Origin of the sequence: Flavobacterium sp. 103 (assembly GCF_003096795.1) — a bacterium.
Taxonomy (GTDB): Bacteria; Bacteroidota; Bacteroidia; order Flavobacteriales; family Flavobacteriaceae; genus Flavobacterium.
Genome location: NZ_QENX01000001.1, coordinates 2,986,771 through 3,004,780, shown reverse-complemented (window position 1 = coordinate 3,004,780; position 18,010 = coordinate 2,986,771). Strand labels below are relative to the sequence as shown.

The 18,010-nt window shown below is 32.7% G+C and carries 13 protein-coding genes; 8 read left to right on the top strand and 5 right to left on the bottom strand.

Going from position 1 to position 18,010, the window contains the following annotated elements; all coding sequences use genetic code 11:
* The first annotated feature begins 55 nt into the window (after positions 1 to 55).
* On the top strand, positions 56 to 3,793 hold the full coding sequence (locus tag C8C85_RS12560; RefSeq protein ID WP_116797364.1) for a class I SAM-dependent DNA methyltransferase: 3,738 nt from the start codon (positions 56 to 58) through the stop codon (positions 3,791 to 3,793).
* On the opposite strand, the gene C8C85_RS12555 is transcribed toward C8C85_RS12560, so the two are convergent.
* Entirely contained in the window at positions 3,771 to 4,418 is a 648-nt protein-coding gene (locus C8C85_RS12555; RefSeq protein WP_116797363.1) for a TaqI-like C-terminal specificity domain-containing protein, read from the bottom strand. The two genes, C8C85_RS12560 and C8C85_RS12555, sit on opposite strands and share 23 nt — an antisense overlap.
* A gap of 37 nt (positions 4,419 to 4,455) precedes the next feature.
* On the opposite strand from C8C85_RS12555, the gene C8C85_RS12550 reads away from it, so the two are divergent.
* The 5 genes from C8C85_RS12550 to C8C85_RS12530 all read left to right on the top strand — a co-directional run bounded on the left by C8C85_RS12550 (position 4,456) and on the right by C8C85_RS12530 (position 9,009).
* On the top strand, positions 4,456 to 5,058 hold the full coding sequence (locus C8C85_RS12550; protein WP_116797362.1) for a master DNA invertase Mpi family serine-type recombinase: 603 nt from the start codon (positions 4,456 to 4,458) through the stop codon (positions 5,056 to 5,058).
* A 214-nt stretch (positions 5,059 to 5,272) separates the two neighbouring features.
* Positions 5,273 to 5,836 carry a hypothetical protein gene (locus C8C85_RS12545; protein WP_133243386.1) on the top strand — a complete coding sequence of 188 codons (564 nt, stop codon included), beginning with the start codon at positions 5,273 to 5,275 and terminating at the stop codon, positions 5,834 to 5,836.
* 209 nt (positions 5,837 to 6,045) lie between these two features.
* Positions 6,046 to 7,029 (top strand): DUF3644 domain-containing protein, encoded by a 984-nt coding sequence (locus C8C85_RS12540; RefSeq protein ID WP_116797360.1) that lies wholly within the window; start codon positions 6,046 to 6,048, stop codon positions 7,027 to 7,029.
* A gap of 269 nt (positions 7,030 to 7,298) precedes the next feature.
* Entirely contained in the window at positions 7,299 to 8,183 is an 885-nt protein-coding gene (locus C8C85_RS12535) for a DUF488 family protein (protein WP_116797359.1), read from the top strand.
* 4 nt (positions 8,184 to 8,187) lie between these two features.
* On the top strand, positions 8,188 to 9,009 hold the full coding sequence (locus C8C85_RS12530) for a hypothetical protein (RefSeq protein WP_116797358.1): 822 nt from the start codon (positions 8,188 to 8,190) through the stop codon (positions 9,007 to 9,009).
* A gap of 92 nt (positions 9,010 to 9,101) precedes the next feature.
* Here the strand turns inward: C8C85_RS12530 and C8C85_RS12525 are convergent, their stop codons facing one another.
* On the bottom strand, positions 9,102 to 10,049 hold the full coding sequence (locus C8C85_RS12525) for an Abi family protein (RefSeq protein ID WP_116797357.1): 948 nt from the start codon (positions 10,047 to 10,049) through the stop codon (positions 9,102 to 9,104).
* A 673-nt stretch (positions 10,050 to 10,722) separates the two neighbouring features.
* Between C8C85_RS12525 and C8C85_RS12520 the strand changes: the two genes are divergently transcribed.
* Positions 10,723 to 10,980 carry a hypothetical protein gene (locus C8C85_RS12520; RefSeq protein WP_116797356.1) on the top strand — a complete coding sequence of 86 codons (258 nt, stop codon included), beginning with the start codon at positions 10,723 to 10,725 and terminating at the stop codon, positions 10,978 to 10,980.
* A 119-nt stretch (positions 10,981 to 11,099) separates the two neighbouring features.
* On the opposite strand, the gene C8C85_RS12515 is transcribed toward C8C85_RS12520, so the two are convergent.
* Together C8C85_RS12515 and C8C85_RS12510 are read right to left on the bottom strand one after the other, a co-directional pair.
* Positions 11,100 to 13,121, bottom strand: coding sequence for an OmpA family protein (locus C8C85_RS12515; protein ID WP_116797355.1), 2,022 nt, complete (start codon positions 13,119 to 13,121; stop codon positions 11,100 to 11,102).
* Between the two features lie 77 nt (positions 13,122 to 13,198).
* A complete protein-coding gene (locus C8C85_RS12510) occupies positions 13,199 to 14,962 on the bottom strand; it encodes an Ig-like domain-containing protein (RefSeq protein WP_116797354.1) in 1,764 nt (587 codons plus the stop codon).
* Between the two features lie 636 nt (positions 14,963 to 15,598).
* Between C8C85_RS12510 and C8C85_RS12505 the strand changes: the two genes are divergently transcribed.
* On the top strand, positions 15,599 to 16,291 hold the full coding sequence (locus tag C8C85_RS12505) for a prolyl oligopeptidase family serine peptidase (protein ID WP_116797353.1): 693 nt from the start codon (positions 15,599 to 15,601) through the stop codon (positions 16,289 to 16,291).
* 150 nt (positions 16,292 to 16,441) lie between these two features.
* Here C8C85_RS12505 and hisS read toward each other — a convergent pair whose 3' ends face one another.
* Complete coding sequence (hisS, locus tag C8C85_RS12500) at positions 16,442 to 17,812, bottom strand: histidine--tRNA ligase (RefSeq protein WP_116797352.1); 1,371 nt, start codon at positions 17,810 to 17,812, stop codon at positions 16,442 to 16,444.
* Positions 17,813 to 18,010 lie beyond the last annotated feature (198 nt).

Below are 18,010 nucleotides of genomic sequence, written 5' to 3'. Positions count from 1 at the left end.
AATTGTTAATCTCATTTTTTATTGGTAAGTTTGATAATTACACTTAAAATAATCTATGAATACAATTCTACTTGAACCTCGCAAAGCACTTAATAAAGCGTTCCTTAAAATCAAACCGAATAGAAATCTCATAGAAAGTTTCAAAACAAATTTGATTCAAATTTTAGACTCCATAAACGAGAAAGAAAGTGAAGAGTTTCATAAAAACCTAGTGATTGATTTTTTGAAGAAAACCTATTATGACCCTAACTATTCTGTAAACACAAAAGGCCGTAATGATTTAGTTATACACAATGGGAAAGATGCAAAAACTAGCGTAGGCGTTATCATTGAAGCCAAAAGTCCCATAAACAAAACCGAAATGATTACCGTTACAAACCTTAACGGAAAAGCATTGCAGGAGTTGGTTTTGTATTATCTGCGAGAACGGATTACCCATAAAAACACAGAATTAAAACAGCTAGTAGTTACCAATATTTACGAATGGTTTGTATTTGATGCACAATTGTTCAATAAAATATTTGCCGAAAACAAATCCTTTGTAAAACAATTTATTGATTTCGAAGAAGGAAGATTATCCGGAAAAACAACCGATTATTTCTATAAAGAGATTGCGAAACCTTTTATAGATGGGATACAAAGTACTATCGAATTTGCTTATTTTGATATACGCAAGTATGACAAACCTTTGCGAAACACAAACAAAGAAGACGATAAATCTTTGGTAGCACTTTTCAAATTACTTTCACCTGAGCATTTATTAAAATTGTCTTTTGTAAATGACAGCAATTCATTAGACAAAAATTTCTATAGTGAGTTACTGCATCTTATTGGACTCGATGAAGTAAAAGAAGGTGGAAAAAAACTCATTCAACGCCATAAAGAGGGAAAAAGAAATTCAGGTTCATTATTAGAAAATGCTATCGACCAACTCGACAGTTTGGATAAAATTTCACGTTTGCAAAATGTTAAACAATACGGAGATACTCATACCGAACGATTATTTACTGTGGCACTCGAATTAACGATTACATGGGTTAATCGTATCTTATTCTTAAAATTACTCGAAGCACAACTCATAACATATCATAAAGGAGATAAAAGTTATGCTTTCTTAAATTCAGACTTGATTAATGACTATGATAGTCTGAATACTTTATTTTTTCAGGTTTTGGCCAGAAAAGCAGACGAGCGTACTGATCGAGTAAGCATTTATTCAAAAGTTCCTTACTTAAACAGTTCTCTTTTTGAGCCTACTGACTTAGAGCATCAAACACTATTTATATCCCAACTAGAAGATAATGTTACCCTACCATTAATTACGAATACCGTAATTAAGGACAATCAGGGAAAGAAAAAAACAGGGGTAAAAAACCCACTCGCCTATTTCTTATCATTTCTTGATGCTTATGATTTTGCAAGCGAAGGAAGTGAAGACATTCAAGAGGAAAATAAAACCTTAATCAATGCCTCGGTATTAGGTTTGATTTTCGAAAAAATTAACGGGTACAAAGACGGATCTTTCTTTACCCCTAGTTTCATTACCATGTATATGTGCAAGGAAACACTGCGTAGAGCTGTTGTACAAAAATTTAATGAAACCAAAAATTGGGAAGTATCTAGTTTTGAAGAACTGTACGAGAAAATCTCTGATAGAAAAGAAGCTAATGACATTATTAATACTTTAAAAATTTGTGATCCTGCAGTAGGTTCCGGACATTTCTTGGTATCAGCATTAAATGAAATTATTGCTATAAAAAATGATTTAAGAGTACTGCAAGACCATGATGGACAGCGTTTGAAAGAATACCAATTTGAAGTAGTTAATGATGAATTAATGGTAACCGATGAAGATGGTATCCCCTATCAATACAATCCTAAAACCAAAGAAAGCCAGCGCATACAGGAAACGTTGTTTCATGAGAAGCAAACCATTATTGAAAACTGTTTGTTTGGTGTAGACATTAATCCTAATTCTGTAAAAATATGCCGTTTGCGTTTATGGATTGAGTTATTAAAGAACGCCTATTACAGACCCAATACCAATGAGCTTGAAACTTTACCCAACATTGACATTAATATAAAATGTGGCAACTCGTTAATAAGCCGTTTTGCATTGAATGCAGATTTAAAAGAAGCCTTAAAGAAAAGTAAACTTTCTATAGATGCGTATAAAAAGGCAGTTAATACCTACCGTAATGCAGACAGTAAGGAACAAAAACGAGAAATGGAAGTATTAATTGGCGAAATAAAAACCAATTTTAGAAGTGAGATTAATGCCAATGACCCTAAACTTATTAAACTCTATAAACTTAAGGGAGACCATCTTGTCCTTACATCTCAAACGGGATTGTTTGAATTAAGTAAAAAAGAAGAAACGGAACGCAACAAGAAAGTAAAAGCAATTATAGAAGATATTAGAAAACTAGATACTGATATTGAAGATATAAAAAACAACAAAATATATGAAAATGCTTTTGAATGGCGTTTTGAGTTTCCTGATATTTTGAATGACAGTGGGGATTTCGTTGGTTTTGATGCTATAATCGGTAATCCTCCTTATGTACAACTGCAAAAAATGGGACAAGATAGTGGTAGCTTAGAAAAAATGAATTTTGAAACTTATGCCAAGACAGGGGATATTTATAGTCTCTTTTATGAATTAGGTTTTAATATTCTTAGCACAAAAGGAATACTAACTTTTATTACTTCAAACAAATGGATGCGGGCTGGATATGGAGAAAGTTTGCGTAACTATTTTGTAGAAAAAACAAATCCGATCCTGTTAATTGATTTTGGCGGAGTACAAGTATTTGATTCCGCTACAGTTGACACCAATATACTCATGGGAACGAAAACAAAATATGAAAAGAAAACATATGCATGCTTATTAAACAAAGATTTCAAATCAGATCTATTGGAAGATTTTGTCAAAAACAATTCCACTCCTACTTATTTCAAAAGTAATAGTTGGGTTATTCTCTCACCTATTGAAAAAAATATAAAAGAGAAAATTGAAAAGATAGGAACTCCTTTAAAAGACTGGGATATTAATATTTATAGAGGGATTTTGACAGGCTACAATGAGGCTTTTATCATTGATGGAAAAAAAAGAGACGAATTAATTAAGGAAGACCCAAAAAGTGTAGAGATTATTAGACCGATTTTACGTGGCAGGGATATAAAAAGATATGGATACGAGTTTGGCGATTTGTGGCTCATTAACACGCACAATGGCATTAAGGAAAGTGGCTTAAAATCAATAAAAATAGAAGATTATCCAGTCATTAAACAACATCTTGACAAGTATTACATGGATCTTGAAAAACGATCTGACAAAGGAGAAACTCCATATAATTTAAGGAACTGTGCTTATATGGAGGATTTTTCTAAACAAAAAATTGTGTGGGGAAATCTAAATTTGAGAGCTTCATACACAATTGCCGAACCCGGTATGTTTATTAATGCACCAAGTCCAATAATAGTTCCAGCAAACAAATACTTGTTAGCAACTCTCAACTCAAAATTAGCTGATTACTATATAAGAAATCTTGGAGTGACACGTAACGGTGGATATTTTGAATATAAGCCTATGTTTATTGAAAAACTACCAGTTCCCCTCTTGACGGAAAATTTACAATTACAATTCATCTCTTTAACTGATGCTGTAATAAATGCAATCAAACAAAATAAAAATACTTTTCAAATAGAAAAAGAGATTGACAATCTCATTTACAAACTTTATGAATTAGATGAAGAAGAGATTAATTTTATTGAAGGGTTAAGCGTATAAAGTCGATTTCTTCTATAGAAAGCTGAATTGCAGCAAATATAATAGAATCAATCTCGTCTTCGATTTCATCAATTTGTTTGCAGTTACTTTTAGTTAAAAGTTCATCAATTAATTCTAAAACCTTGGGAATTTCCTTTGGTATAGGAATTTTTTCAAGATATATCTTTTGCATTAAATATCCTCCATCATCTAAAATAGAAACATATTTTGAGCATAAATAACGCCCTAATGTGGAGTTTAAAATGGCCATTATATATTTAATGTTTTGTCCTGTTGCAAAAAAACAAGTCTTATCGGTTAACAGCTCACCTCCATTATCAATGCCAAATCGAGGAAACTTGATTGACGTGTCTTTATGAATACGCATTGTTTCTGCCCACACAATTTTTTGTTTAGAAAAATCCTCCCAATAACTTATACTATCTTGTGTTTCAAACCACTTATTACTAGTCTTTTTTCTAGCTCCTGCTTCTCCTGTTTGTTTTATTCGATCATATCCAAAACTCATAAGGTGCTGTTTCACAGACGGATATTCTTCAATGTCAATTTTTAAACTTGGAAATGTTGCAATAATGTAAAAATCCGCAAATTCATGAGAATATCGCTTAACATCACGTCCTCTCAATAACGGTCATTTAATATTAACTATTTTTACAAAAAAAATGATATACGGATACATCAGAGTTAGTACTGACAAACAAACAGTAGAAAATCAAAGATTTGAAATTAATCAATTCGCCTTGAAAAATAATTTAGTTATTGAGAAGTGGATTGAAGAAACAATTTCTGGAACAAAAGAAGTGGATAAGAGAACGCTTGGAAAGCTTCTAAAAAAAACAAAAAAAGATGACATTTTAATTTGTTCAGAATTATCAAGATTGGGGCGTTCCCTTTTTATGATAATGGAAGTTTTAAATTTTTGCATGAAAAGAGAAGTTAAAATCTGGACCATAAAAGATAATTATAGATTGGGCGAAGACATTCAATCCAAAGTTTTGGCTTTTGCTTTTGGTCTTTCAGCTGAAATTGAAAGAAATTTAATCTCTCAAAGAACAAAAGAAGCACTGGCTAGAAAAAAAGCCGAAGGGGTAATTTTAGGACGACCTATTGGTAGTAAATCTTCAAAAGTAAAATTATCAGGTAAAGAATTACAAGTTCAAAAACTTTTGAATAAAAATATCTCTTATAGTGCGATTGGAAGAATTCTAGGAGTTAATAGGATTACAGTAACGAAATTTGCCAAAGAAAGAATTTTAATAAATTGAATTACAAAAATTTATGTAGCTAGTTATATAAACATTAATGTTAAGAACTCATAGTAAATGTGCATAAGTCTGCCTTTCAATTCTAATTTATAATTACAAACTTTGTTAAATATAAAAGTGAGATTATAATGACTAATATAGCCCCAAATTTTAGAGACCTAATAAAGTGATTAGAAGAAAGGGAATGGTAATTGATTGTGATAAACAAAAAAAAATGGGGAAGAAAAAAGATGCGGAGCGAATAGAAAATGAATGGCTAGAGTTTAGTAAATCTGTCTATGAAATAAAAAGTAAAAGCCAAGACGATTTTGAAAAATACATCAATCTTATTGCTTCAGGCGGATTGGGATTGACTATAGCCTTTTTTGACAAAATTGTTCAAATTGACATTGCTATTTGCTTATGGATTATTGTTTTAGGATGGTTTTTATTGGCTTTTACTTTATTGATGAATTTATTATCACATTTTAAATCAGTTAAATTTTCAGAACTAACAATTTCGGAAATTAATAACAAAAATTATGATGCTGTTTTTATTAATGTCGAAAGAAGAAATAAAATAATTGACACTCTAAATTCTATATCATTAGCTTCATTAATTACTGGAGTTTTATCAATAATACTATTTGTAACCATTAATATTTATAATATGAACAATAATCCAAAGCCGAATTCTAATCCCAATCAACAACCTAAACCCTCAACAGAGGAAAAAAATAGAGGTAGAACAACACCAGCGCCTCCGCAAGTTAAACCCTCTAATAATCCGAAAAAATAACTCTATTATGAATGAAAAAACAAATAAGCTTTTAGATTCAATGAATATGATATTTAAGACCGAAAAAGAAGAGCCTAAAGTTACAGCAGGAAGGGTACTGCCAACATCTTGAAGCCAAAGATTATAGTTAAACCTAAGGATATAAAATAGATTTAAGATTAAAAAATTTAGGCTTTGAGCGAGGAAAAAATAAGAATGTGGAAGGGATTATGAAAATAAATAAAACATACAGAAGTCTATTGGATAAATCTATAAATTCAATGTTATCAGCAATTGAAATTTATAACAAGCCTAATTTTTCATATAGAGAAGAAACATTTGCAATTTTAGCAGTCAATTCTTGGGAGTTGTTGCTCAAAGCATATTTACTTAAATCTAGTTCTTACAAAATGGATGCATTGTATAAAATGGAATTTGTTAAAAAAAAGAATGGAGAAAACTCAACTAGGAAAAAGCCTAAATTAAATAGAACTGGTAATCCAACAACAATAGGAATTTTTGATGTAATTAATAAATTAGAAGAATTAAACATTAAGTTCAGTGAAAATTTAAAAGCTAGTATTGAATCAATAATTGAATTAAGAGATAATGCCATTCATTTTCACAATGAAAAACAGATTTCTAAAGAATTACAAGAATTAGGATTTGCATGTATAAAAAACTATATGGGAATCATCAAAATATGGAATATCGATATTAATTTAAGCAACTATAACTTTTACCTAATGCCATTGGCTTATGTTGATTCTAAAATAGAAGTAGATTCAATTATTACTGATGAAGTTAAAAAATATTTAGATTTTGTAAAAAATAAAGTTTCAAAAAGCGAAGAAACTGATGAAGATTTTACTATTGCAATTTCTATTGATATTAGTTTTAACAAGTCTAATAGTTTTGAAGGAATTGGAATGAAGTATGACCCAAATGGCGTTTCTATAAATGTAACAGAAGAAGACGTTAGAAATAAATACCCTTTGACTTATGAACAAATAACGCAAAAAATTAAGGAGAGGTATATTGATTGTAAAAGAGATAAAATCTTTAATAATCGAATGAAAAAAATTAAGGAAAATCCAAATCTTTTTCATTACAGAAAACTCGATTCCGCTAATGCAAAATCATTAGGAAAACCCTATTATAGTTCAAATATATGGAAAGAATTAGATTCATTTTACACCAAAAAAACTAAATAGATTAAAACATTTTTTAAGCGTGTGAACACTACAAGATAAAAGAAGATAGTTTTTCTACATTAATAGACAAAGCTAAATACAAATAAATAATAGCACAAGTTGATTTTAAGTAAAGATCTAACAAACCAAGACAAAGACAGAACTTTGGCTAATCCATACATTTATTGATATATTTAACTAAACTAAAAGAAAATTCTCTAATTTATCTTTGAGTTAAAATAAAAAAACAGAATGATTCTTTTAAGTGTCGTTTTGCCTAAATTTGCAAAATGTTTTACAGAAGAAAAATTATATTAGCTTTAATACAAATGCTGGGTGGAGAATTAGAAAAAATTCGTATCCAAAAATTGTTATTCCTATACAGTCAAAAAAAGAAAAATCCTGAATACGAGTTTATTCCATATAAATTCGGTTGCTATTCATTTTCGGCAAATGCAGACCTAAATACAATGGTCAAAAATAGTAGTTTATTGGAAAATGAAAACTTCTATATTAAAAACATTGCTGATGATTTTATAAAAACTTTAAAAGTCGAAGACAAAAAAATACTTAATGAAGTTGTACAACTATATGGTAAAATGAATAGTGGCAACCTCATAAAACACACCTATATTAATTTCCCTTATTACGCAATAAATAGTACAATAGTTGACACCGTTTTAGACGAGACACAACTTAAAAAGGTCAAAAATCTAAAAAAAGGAGGTACAGAAACTATCCTTTTTACTATTGGTTACGAGGGTGTTTCTTTAGAAAAATACTTAAATAAATTAGTAACTAATGATGTAAAATTATTAGTTGATGTTAGAAAAAATCCCCTAAGCATGAAATTTGGATTTAGCAAAACTTTATTAAAAAAGTATTGTGAAAGTTTAGGTATAGAGTACATTCATATTCCAGAAGTAGGTATCAATTCAGACCAACGACAAGAATTAAACACACAAGAAGATTATGATGCGCTATTCGATGTGTACACGAAAACCACACTAAAAGAAACCAATACCTATCAAGAAAATATAATAGAATTATTAGTAAAATACAAGCGTATAGCATTAACTTGTTTTGAAGCTGATATTTGTCAATGCCATAGAAAACCTTTAGCTGAATCAATTGAAAAAAATCCTATATTTGATTATCAAGTAAAACACATATAGAAATATGGCTAAAACAAGAGTACTTATCACTGTTAAAACCTATCCTACTATTTCGGGTAAATATGACGAATTAGTATGTACGGCTGGTTTTTTAGAAGATGGCTCTTGGATTAGAATTTACCCTATCCCTTTTAGAAAAAAGTCGTATGAACAACAATACAAAAAATACGATTGGATAGAAATTGATTTAGTAAAAAACAAAAGCGATATAAGACCTGAAAGTTACCGCCCATATTCTATAGACACTGATATAACTATTATCGGCCATATTGAAACCCATAACTGCTGGTCAGAAAGAAAAAAAGTTGCATTAAATAAAGTCCATACGGATTTAAAAGCATTAATTGCTGATGCTCATAATAAATCAATTTGTACATCATTAGCAGTTTTTAAACCAACAAAAATTATTGATTTTATTGCTGAACCCGTGGAAAGAGAATGGGATAAAAAGAAAATTGACCAACTGAAAGCTAATAGAGACCAAACCAATTTATTTGAACACCCTGAAGACCCATTTGAAGTAGTAAAGAAATTGCCCTATAAATTTTCTTTCAAATTCGAAGATGAAAAGGGAGTTCCAAGCACTTTAATGATTGAAGACTGGGAAACTGGTCAATTATATTGGAATTGTTTGGCAAGACACGAAGGAAATGAGGCAAAAGCAATTCAAGATGTTAAACAAAAATATTTTGAAGATTTTGCTAAAACTAAAGATTTACATTTTTATTTTGGTACTACAGCGATGCACCACTTCGCTTCAAAAAATCCTTTCATTATTATTGGAACTTTTCATCCAAAATTTGAAGGTCAGTTGAGCTTGTTTTAAACTAAATTTTCACTATTTCTTATAAAAACAATAAATCTAAAACAGTTTAAAAGACTAGTATTTCTCCTAGTTCTAAAATAAAATAGTCTATTTTATATTTTCCAAAGAGGTTGTGATTTCCAGTCTAAAAGTTTACCCGCTGCATCTGTTGGAATACCTAAGAATTCAATTCTAGTATTTGGATATTTTGCTAAAAGACATTCCAGTTTATTTTTAAAAGTATTATTGGGGTTGATAATATTTAAAAAATACTTTAAAACACTTAAATAATAAAAGGTTCGATTATTTAATTGGAATTTAGAATCCAGCCAATTGTATCGCGGATTATTTAGTATCATTGGAGTAATATGATATTCTCTATTCCAAACCCTACAATGGTGTGCAGATAGATTTCTCAAATGTGTCAATGAATGAAGCCAACTTTGAAACACTTGATAAGGAATCTTATACTCCTTTGCTATTAACTTCTTATTTTGAACATCCGATAAATTACTATACAACCTTGACAAACCACCAATAGTCAATAATTCAATTGACATCCAAGAGGGTGGTGTAACGGGCGTATGATAATTATCTAAATAGTGTTTTATAAATACTTCAGGATCTTTTGAATTGTATTCTTTATGAAGAAACTTCTGCATTTCACTAAATGGGTCGATTGTGTACCCATTTCTGTTCACAAATGGCTTAATAAACAAATTTGCATCATTATGCCAATGCGAACCATATTTATGAGCCAATTGATAAATTATTTGAGTTCTTAAACCAATTTCAATTCTTTCAACAGCATCAAACATTATCAAACGTAACTCTCTATCAAAAAGATACAAATTTAATACATCATCAAAAGTTGTATTTTCATTGAATTTATCTTTTTCAGTTTGAAAAGGAAGACAATAAGCACTAAGCCTATAATAACTAATATGAGAAAGATAACTTTGAGCACGGAGCGAATCAGGAACTTGAAGACCTCTATCAATCCAAGTCTGAACTTGTTCTTGATAAGTTAATGGCAGTTTTGAGTATATTTTTTTTGCCATAGCTACCTTTTAAAATTGAAAAGGGTCACCCAGTGTGCATTGTTAAGAGGCAGGGCAACCACGTTATGTTGAAACGTAAAAACGTTTTGAGTATCTGTTTTGTATGGTGCAAATATATATAAGTGCACTTTAATACACAAACTTTTTAACAAACAAAGTGACTTATTAACATTTACGCTCTTGTTTTTCGAAGTATATTTACTTAAGTTCCTTATATTCTTGACTTAAACAGGCATTTTTATCTTTAAATGTTCTTATTCTTTTAAATTCCAACATCAATGTTAATTTTTTTTAAATCGCCTATAAAATGGTTCGAAAATTGTCCCGTCAGGGCTACAAAAAACAAACCCTTAAACATCAATTGTTTGAGGGTTTTTTATTTGTACAATGTCTTAAAATTTCATTTGTTGTATACTCGGAGTGAGAAACTGAAGTGAGGAATTTTATAAATTGAGATGTAAATATTAAACAAAAATAAAGATATAAATGAAATCGAGCTTTTTGTCTATATCTTTAATTTCCTAAGCTGACAGAGCTTTTCGAGCTAAACAATACTCTTTTATAGAAGAATTTGTGTTTACATCAAATCAAAATAGTATTTTCGGCAAAAATATAATAGAAAGCAGAACTCGAAAAGAGAATGTCAAATCCCTAAAAAGAGCAATGGAACAATATGGATATAGTCAAATTTAAAATCACGTCAAAAACGATAAAAGTAGAAGTTCGCAATTCGAATAATTATGTTTTTAATTTCAATACTGCTTTAGAGATTGAGGCAGCCGATCGAGACGTTTTATTAAGACTGTACAATGCGTTAGATCTTCTATTCAAGAAAGAAAATACCAGCGAAGTGAAAAATTATATTTCCCCCAATCAAACGAATATACTTGACCAGATTAATGAAGTTATCGATTTAGAAAAGAAGGAATAAAAAAATTACCGGTTAAGTTATTTTTTGGACAAAACCTTTTAAACAAAAAAAAGACAGGAACTTAAAATCCCTGTCTTTTTAAACTCTAAAAGAGTACTACCAACCAAATTTATTTATTTTTATTTTGCTGCAGGAATAATGTCAATTATCACGGTACGGTTATAAAAACGTTCTTCAGGAAGTTTATTTTCAAAAGGAGACATACTTTCGTCTTCTCCAAAACCATGCACTTCGAATTTCACATCACTTCTGCCTGAATTCGACAATGCGTTTTCCATAATACCTTTTACTTCATTGGCTCTATCCAAAGATAAATTCAAATTATAAGACTCTTCACCAATGATGTCCGTGTGACCATGAATGATGACAACACCGTTTTTAGGTATTTTAGGCGTAACAACCTCTCTCAAATATTTCTCATACATGGCAATTGCTTTTGATTTATTAAATTCAAAAATTATGCTATATCTAAGACCTTCTTCTGTTTTAGACGGTGTCCAAAGCACCATATGAGTAGTGGTTACTTTTTCTTCAATTTTACCACTTTTGGTTTTCCCAATCATTTTTACTCTATAATCCCCCTCAGAACGAGTTCCCATGATACTTTTACCCGGAATGCTTACTTTTTCTTGCGTATAAGGACCAAAAGTTTTCATTTGCCCGTCTGGATCAGTAGTTTCCAAAGACCATGACGAATACGCTTGTCCTGCACCAGTTGCATCAATGGTAACATAACTGTCTATAGGTGCTTCTTGAACAGTGACAAACTCTAATGGTTTTAATACAGCATCAGGACCGCTTTGAAATTCCATCAATAATTCAGGCGAATTACTTTCGATGGAAACTCTACGGTCGCCCTCGCGAAGCAATTCCAATTCTTTTGTCCCTCCAGGTTGTTCAGATGGGATATTGGGTTTTAACTGCCCTTTCGTAGTTATTCTTGTCGAATTTATTCCGAAAACATTAACTAAATATGTTTTGATAGATTCGGCCATCACAACACCATCTTCGGATCCTTTTTCTGAAGAACCAACAAGTGTAATAGTTGTTGAAGGATTTTTTACCATTCGATTCCCCAAAATATTGATTACATTATAATAAACCGTCATTTGTCGTGCAGAACGACCCGATGGATTCACAGAAGCCGTAACTCCTCCTATCTGATCTTCATTGAAATCTTTTACGTTTTCTTTTTGCAATAATTTGTAACGACTTGGTATTTTATTTGATTCAAGATCATAAAAAACATAATTACGTAAAGGGAATACCTCTCTTACGTTACGTTCTCCCGGAATATTCTTAGGCGCATGGACCGAAAACTGAACCGAAGATTCTACCACTTCTGGAGTTTCCGCTTTACTTCCTTGTCCAAATTTAAGCGCCATACCTACCCTAAGAGTGCTTAAACTCCAAGTCTCGGTTGAACGTGGATGTTGTCCAAAATAAGGCTGAAAATTCACAAACGGAGACAAAAGAAATTGTGTTTTATGTTTTTGTGAAGATAATGGAATATCAAACCCCGCTCCAACTTGCATTGAAATAAGCGTTTCGTCAATATTGTCAAAATCACCTCTTACCTCAGGCGATGCTTCTTGATTGGGATAAGCAGGATTAATTCCTAACTGATATTTAAATGATTTATCCACATTGAAAGCCAAACGCGGACCTCCGTATATATAAAAATTAGATTTAAAAGGCGCAATACGAATGCTTGGCTCTACAGTGATATAACTTAATTCAGTAGATAAATCTGCGGGGCAATTACAAGGAGTGGCTTTCTGATCAAAAGAACCTTTTCTACTGTCATAACCTGCCTGAAACATAAATCCCAATATTGTATTCGGTTTATAAAATTCAATAAGCGGTGCCAAATAAAGCCCTGCTCCTTCTCCATTATGAAAAGTCACCGGGGGAGTTAAACTCGAATTAAGCTGATGTGTCGAACCACGGTAAAAACTATAGTTGGTGGCAGCTGCAACACCAAAGTACCAAGAAGGTTTTGTGTAACTAACCTCTTGTGCCTGAAGCTTTGTTTGAGCACTTAGGCACAACAAGGTCAATAAGAAAAGGCTGTTTAAGAGAATATTCTCTGAAATCCACGTTGTATATGATTCCGTTTTAAAACTAATTTTAGTTTTCATTTTATGTCTATTTAGATGTTATTTTTTTATTGAGAAGAATCCCGTCCGAAAACGGGATATACTGTTTAGAAATGTTATTATGGCACATTAATAGTTGTATTTACCATAGTCACAGATGAGACTAAAGATATTGCTCTACCATTGAGTACGGTTTGGCTTGCATTTCCAGCAGTAGAAAAAGTAACACCTGAATTAGCGATTATGGTTCCAACCATTGTTCCCCCACCTGCACCATTAATAGTTGCGTCACTACCTACGTACCAAAACACATTTTGGGCTAATGCACCATTTTTCATTATTATACTTTTAGCTCCTGTAGGCCCTGCAATTCCAACAGTAAGTGATGATGCAGTTTGAAAAATCCAAGTTGCATTTGGGTCACCTTGTGCGTCAAGCGTAAGGTCGCCATTACTGATTTTGAAAGTACCACTGGCTGATTTATAAACACCCGGAGCTAATGTCAATCCTCCTAATTCACCTGCATTTGGATCAGAACCACCTGGTTTTGAAGCTGGCGAAATACTTAAATAAGCTGCATTTGCATCAAGCAATGCTTTTTGTGCTGTTGCAAATGAAGTAGCATTTCCGGGCGCTGGAGGCGCAGAAAAAATACTGCCTTTCACGTTTCCGACATTAAGAGGGGTCTCTGTATAAATTGCAACACTATCGTGAAATCCTGTAATTAGAGTCGAAGCAGCAGTTGTTCCTATACTTCCATTATTGATTACTGTATTCAATCCTTGATTTGTTATTCCAGCGTTTCCACCAAAAGCACCAAATACAGAGGCTGTACCTAGATCTATTACTATAGCAGCAGGAGGAGTCGATATTGTTGTAAAATTCCAAACATAATCACTGGCCAATGCCGTTCCTGCAACATTTTTGGCACCACTTGTAATTGTAGCGGTATAAACTGTTCCTAACACAAGTGAATTGGTTGGATTAAACGATGCTGTAGTACCCGAATAAGAAACCGTACCAGGAATTGTTGTTGCTCCCTGTTTCAAAGTAAACGTAGTCCCATTGATTGTAGTAGCATCCATTATGGTACTGAAATTTGCGGTTACAGTTTGATTTAAGGCAACATTAATGGCATTATTAACTGGATCTGTTGCGGTTACTGTTGGCACAATATCTGTTGTGAAATTCCAGATATAATCTGCAACCATTGCGGTACCCAATGAATTTTTAACTCCATTCGTTATAGTTACCGTATAGATCTTATTGGCCAATAAAGGATTTGTTGGAACAAAAGACACCGTTGAACCTGTATAGGAAATTGCTCCTGCCACAACATTAACGCCTTGATTAACTTTAAAAGTTGTCCCACTGAATGTTGATGGATTCATCGCCATATTGAATGTCGCCGATATTGTTTTATCAAATTTCACAGCAATGGCATTATTAATTGGATCTGTTGTAATCACTACAGGTCTTAAAACTGTACCTGTTGAAAATACCCACACATATTCTGCCTGCAAAAAATTACCCATCACGTCTTTTGCTTTTGTGCTAATTCTAGCTGTATAAGTGGTGTTTTCTGCCAACGGAACTGCTGGTGTGAATGAAGCAGTGTTGTCTGTATAAGTAACCGTTCCCGCTATGGGTGCAGCTCCAACTACCATGAATGAAGTCGAAGTAATTGAACTTGGATCCATTTCCTCATTGAATGTTGCGGTAATGACTTGCCCCAAAGGAACATTTAATGCATTACTCAAAGGAGTAGTCGACGCGACAATAGGGCATACACCAACAACTTCTTTAAAATCGTCATTTTCGCATCCGGTAATTAATGCAATACATAGTATCGCAAAGGTGAATAGTAAAATTTTAGCTTTCATTTTATTTTGTTTTAGGAATTAAATAATTTCATTCAACAAAGGTGATTTTATTATCCTCAAAAAATATTATACAATTCACAACAAGACTTACATTATTCACACTATTTTGTTTTTTAAAACCAAATAAATGATTTATCGTCAATAATTTAAAGACAAGATCACTATCCGTAGTTCACACCAGTTACATTCAATTATATTTTTTTGGAGCAGAAAGATTTGCTTCGCCCGTTCGCTATCGCTCGGGTGGCATTTTAGAAAATATCGTCCCGCACACGAGGCTGAAAGCCGAACTGGCGAAGCAATCCATTGCAATCTTGCGAGCCGAACCCCGGCTCACAAGGATTTCCATTACTATTGGGGCTAAAGAACAATATCATTAAGTTAAGGATTCAAATAATAAAATGATTGCTGATGTTTGATTAACGATTTTTGATTTAAGATGTAACAGACTTCGTAAATCGACAATCTAATATTTAGCAACAACAAATCTGAAATCAAAAATCTGAAATCTCTTAACTTAATGACATTGGGCTAAAGGAAGAAATTTTGCTTTTTTGTTTTTATCCGTAAAAAGTTGCCTCCTTAAATTATAAAAGGTAATTTGCGACCCCATTTCAAAACATTACCCCCAAACTAATGCGATTTTATATTTTACTTTACCTACTTATGCTTTGTGGCGTTCCTACTGCACAAGCGCAACTAAAAGCAATTACAGACCAAACCGAATACCCTTTCTGGATCAATCTGCCCAATCAGGAGGTGTTGGACAAAAAAGCGCCTATCATTTTATTTCTTCACGGAAAAAGCCTGTCTGGAACCAATTTGGACCGAGTAAAACGTTACGGTGTGATTCGGGCCATCGAAAGAGGAAAAGAAATACCGGCAATAGTTATTGCGCCTCAGGTAGCTCACGGTGCTTGGGATCCAGACAAGCTCTTAAAACTTTTGGAATATGTGCAAAACAATTACAACACCGATTTATCGAGAGTTTATGTATGCGGAATGAGTTTAGGCGGATATGGTACTTTTGATTTTGCAGGCAAATATCCCGATAAAATCACTGCAGCAGTAGCCATTTGTGGAGGCGGAAACACAAAAGACGCCTGCAATCTGGCAACAGTTCCTTTGTGGGTTATTCACGGAAACAAAGATTATATCGTACCATTATCTGAATCCAGAAAAATGGTCAAAGCCATACAGACTTGCAATCCCGATGCCAATCTTACTTTTACCATTGTTAAGGGCGGAAATCACGGTAGTGTGGAGCGCTATTTTAGAGAAGACAAAATCTACAACTGGATGTTAAGCCAAATTAAATTTATTCCATAAAAAAAGGCTATCTTATTTGATAGCCAATTAACAGTCAATTTTGAACACGAATTGCACGAATTAACACGAACCTTGAGATTGACTTAATTTGTGAAATTAATTCCACAAACTAATTCGTGCCAATTAGTGCAATTAGTGTCTAACTCTTTATTATTTTAAAATCACTTTCAGCTCTTCTAAGCTTACTTTTTTCTGTTCTCCAGAAACTAAGTCTTTTAAACTGTATTGATTATCATTCATTTCTTCTTCGCCCACGATTACCGCATAAGGAATGAATCGTTTATCGGCGTGTTGGAATTGTTTGGCTACTTTGGCATTATCAGGATACAATTCTACTTTTATTCCCGAGGCACGCAATTCTTTGATGGCTTTCATCGAATAAAAAGCTTCTTTCTCACCGTAGTTGATAAACAAAGCTCTTGAAGTAGATGTTACCGCTTCTGGAAACAATCCTAACTCTTCGACCACCAAATAAATTCGGTCCAATCCAAAAGAGATTCCTACTCCACTCATATTTTTTAATCCAAAGATACCGGTCAAATCATCATAACGACCACCACCACCGATGGAACCCATAGCAACAGTTTTTGGAGCTGCCACTTCAAAAATAGCGCCTGTATAATAATTCAGTCCTCTGGCCAATGTTACGTCCAAATCTAAACTAGCAGTTGACAATCCTAAATTGATAACATTGTCGCAAATGAAACGCAGTTCTTCAACACCTTTCATTCCTTCGGCAGATGCAGAAAGTAAAACAGATAGTTTTTCGATTTTCTCCGAGATGGTTCCCGTGAAATTGAATAACGGCTGTACTTTGGCAATCGCTTCTTCGGCAATTCCTTTTTCAATCATTTCTTTCTTTACGCCGTCCTCACCTATTTTGTCCAATTTGTCCAAGGCTACTGTAAAGTCAATCAACTTATCTGATGCACCAATCACTTCGGCAATTCCGGAAAGTATTTTTCGGTTATTGATTTTTATCGTAACACCCGCCAGACCCAAAGCAGTAAAAACAGAATCGTACAATTGTACCAACTCTACTTCTTGCCACAAAGATTTAGATCCTACAACATCTGCATCACATTGAAAAAATTCTCTGAAACGCCCTTTCTGCGGACGATCGGCACGCCAAACAGGTTGGATTTGGTATCTTTTAAACGGAAATTCGATTTCGTTTTGGTGTTGCACCACATAACGTGCAAACGGAACAGTTAAGTCATAACGCAAGGCTTTCTCCGAAATACTTGACGTTAATCGTGTACTGTCTTTGGCTTCCAAGTGAGTCTCATTGGCCTTTGCCAAAAAATCTCCCGAGTTTAATATCTTAAAAATTAATCGGTCGCCTTCTTCTCCGTATTTCCCCATTAAGGTTTCGGAGTTTTCGAATGAAGGAGTTTCTATAGGTTGGAATCCAAATTTCTCGAAATTGCTTTTTATGATTTGGATAATGTATTGTCTTTTTGCCACCTCAGCAGGTGAAAAATCTCTGGTTCCTTTTGGAATACTCGGTTTTGAAGCCATTTATTTTAGATTATTAGATTTTTGGATTTATAGATTATTAGATTCAAGTAAAACTTTTTTAATCGAAAACGGAATCCTCTATATCACTCTGCAAATATCTTACTTTTAAAATAATTCCTTTTGAAAAATTTGTGATTTAATTTAAAGCTTCTTTAATGACGAAATGCCCTGTCGTTACAAAATATACGTCATAATGGG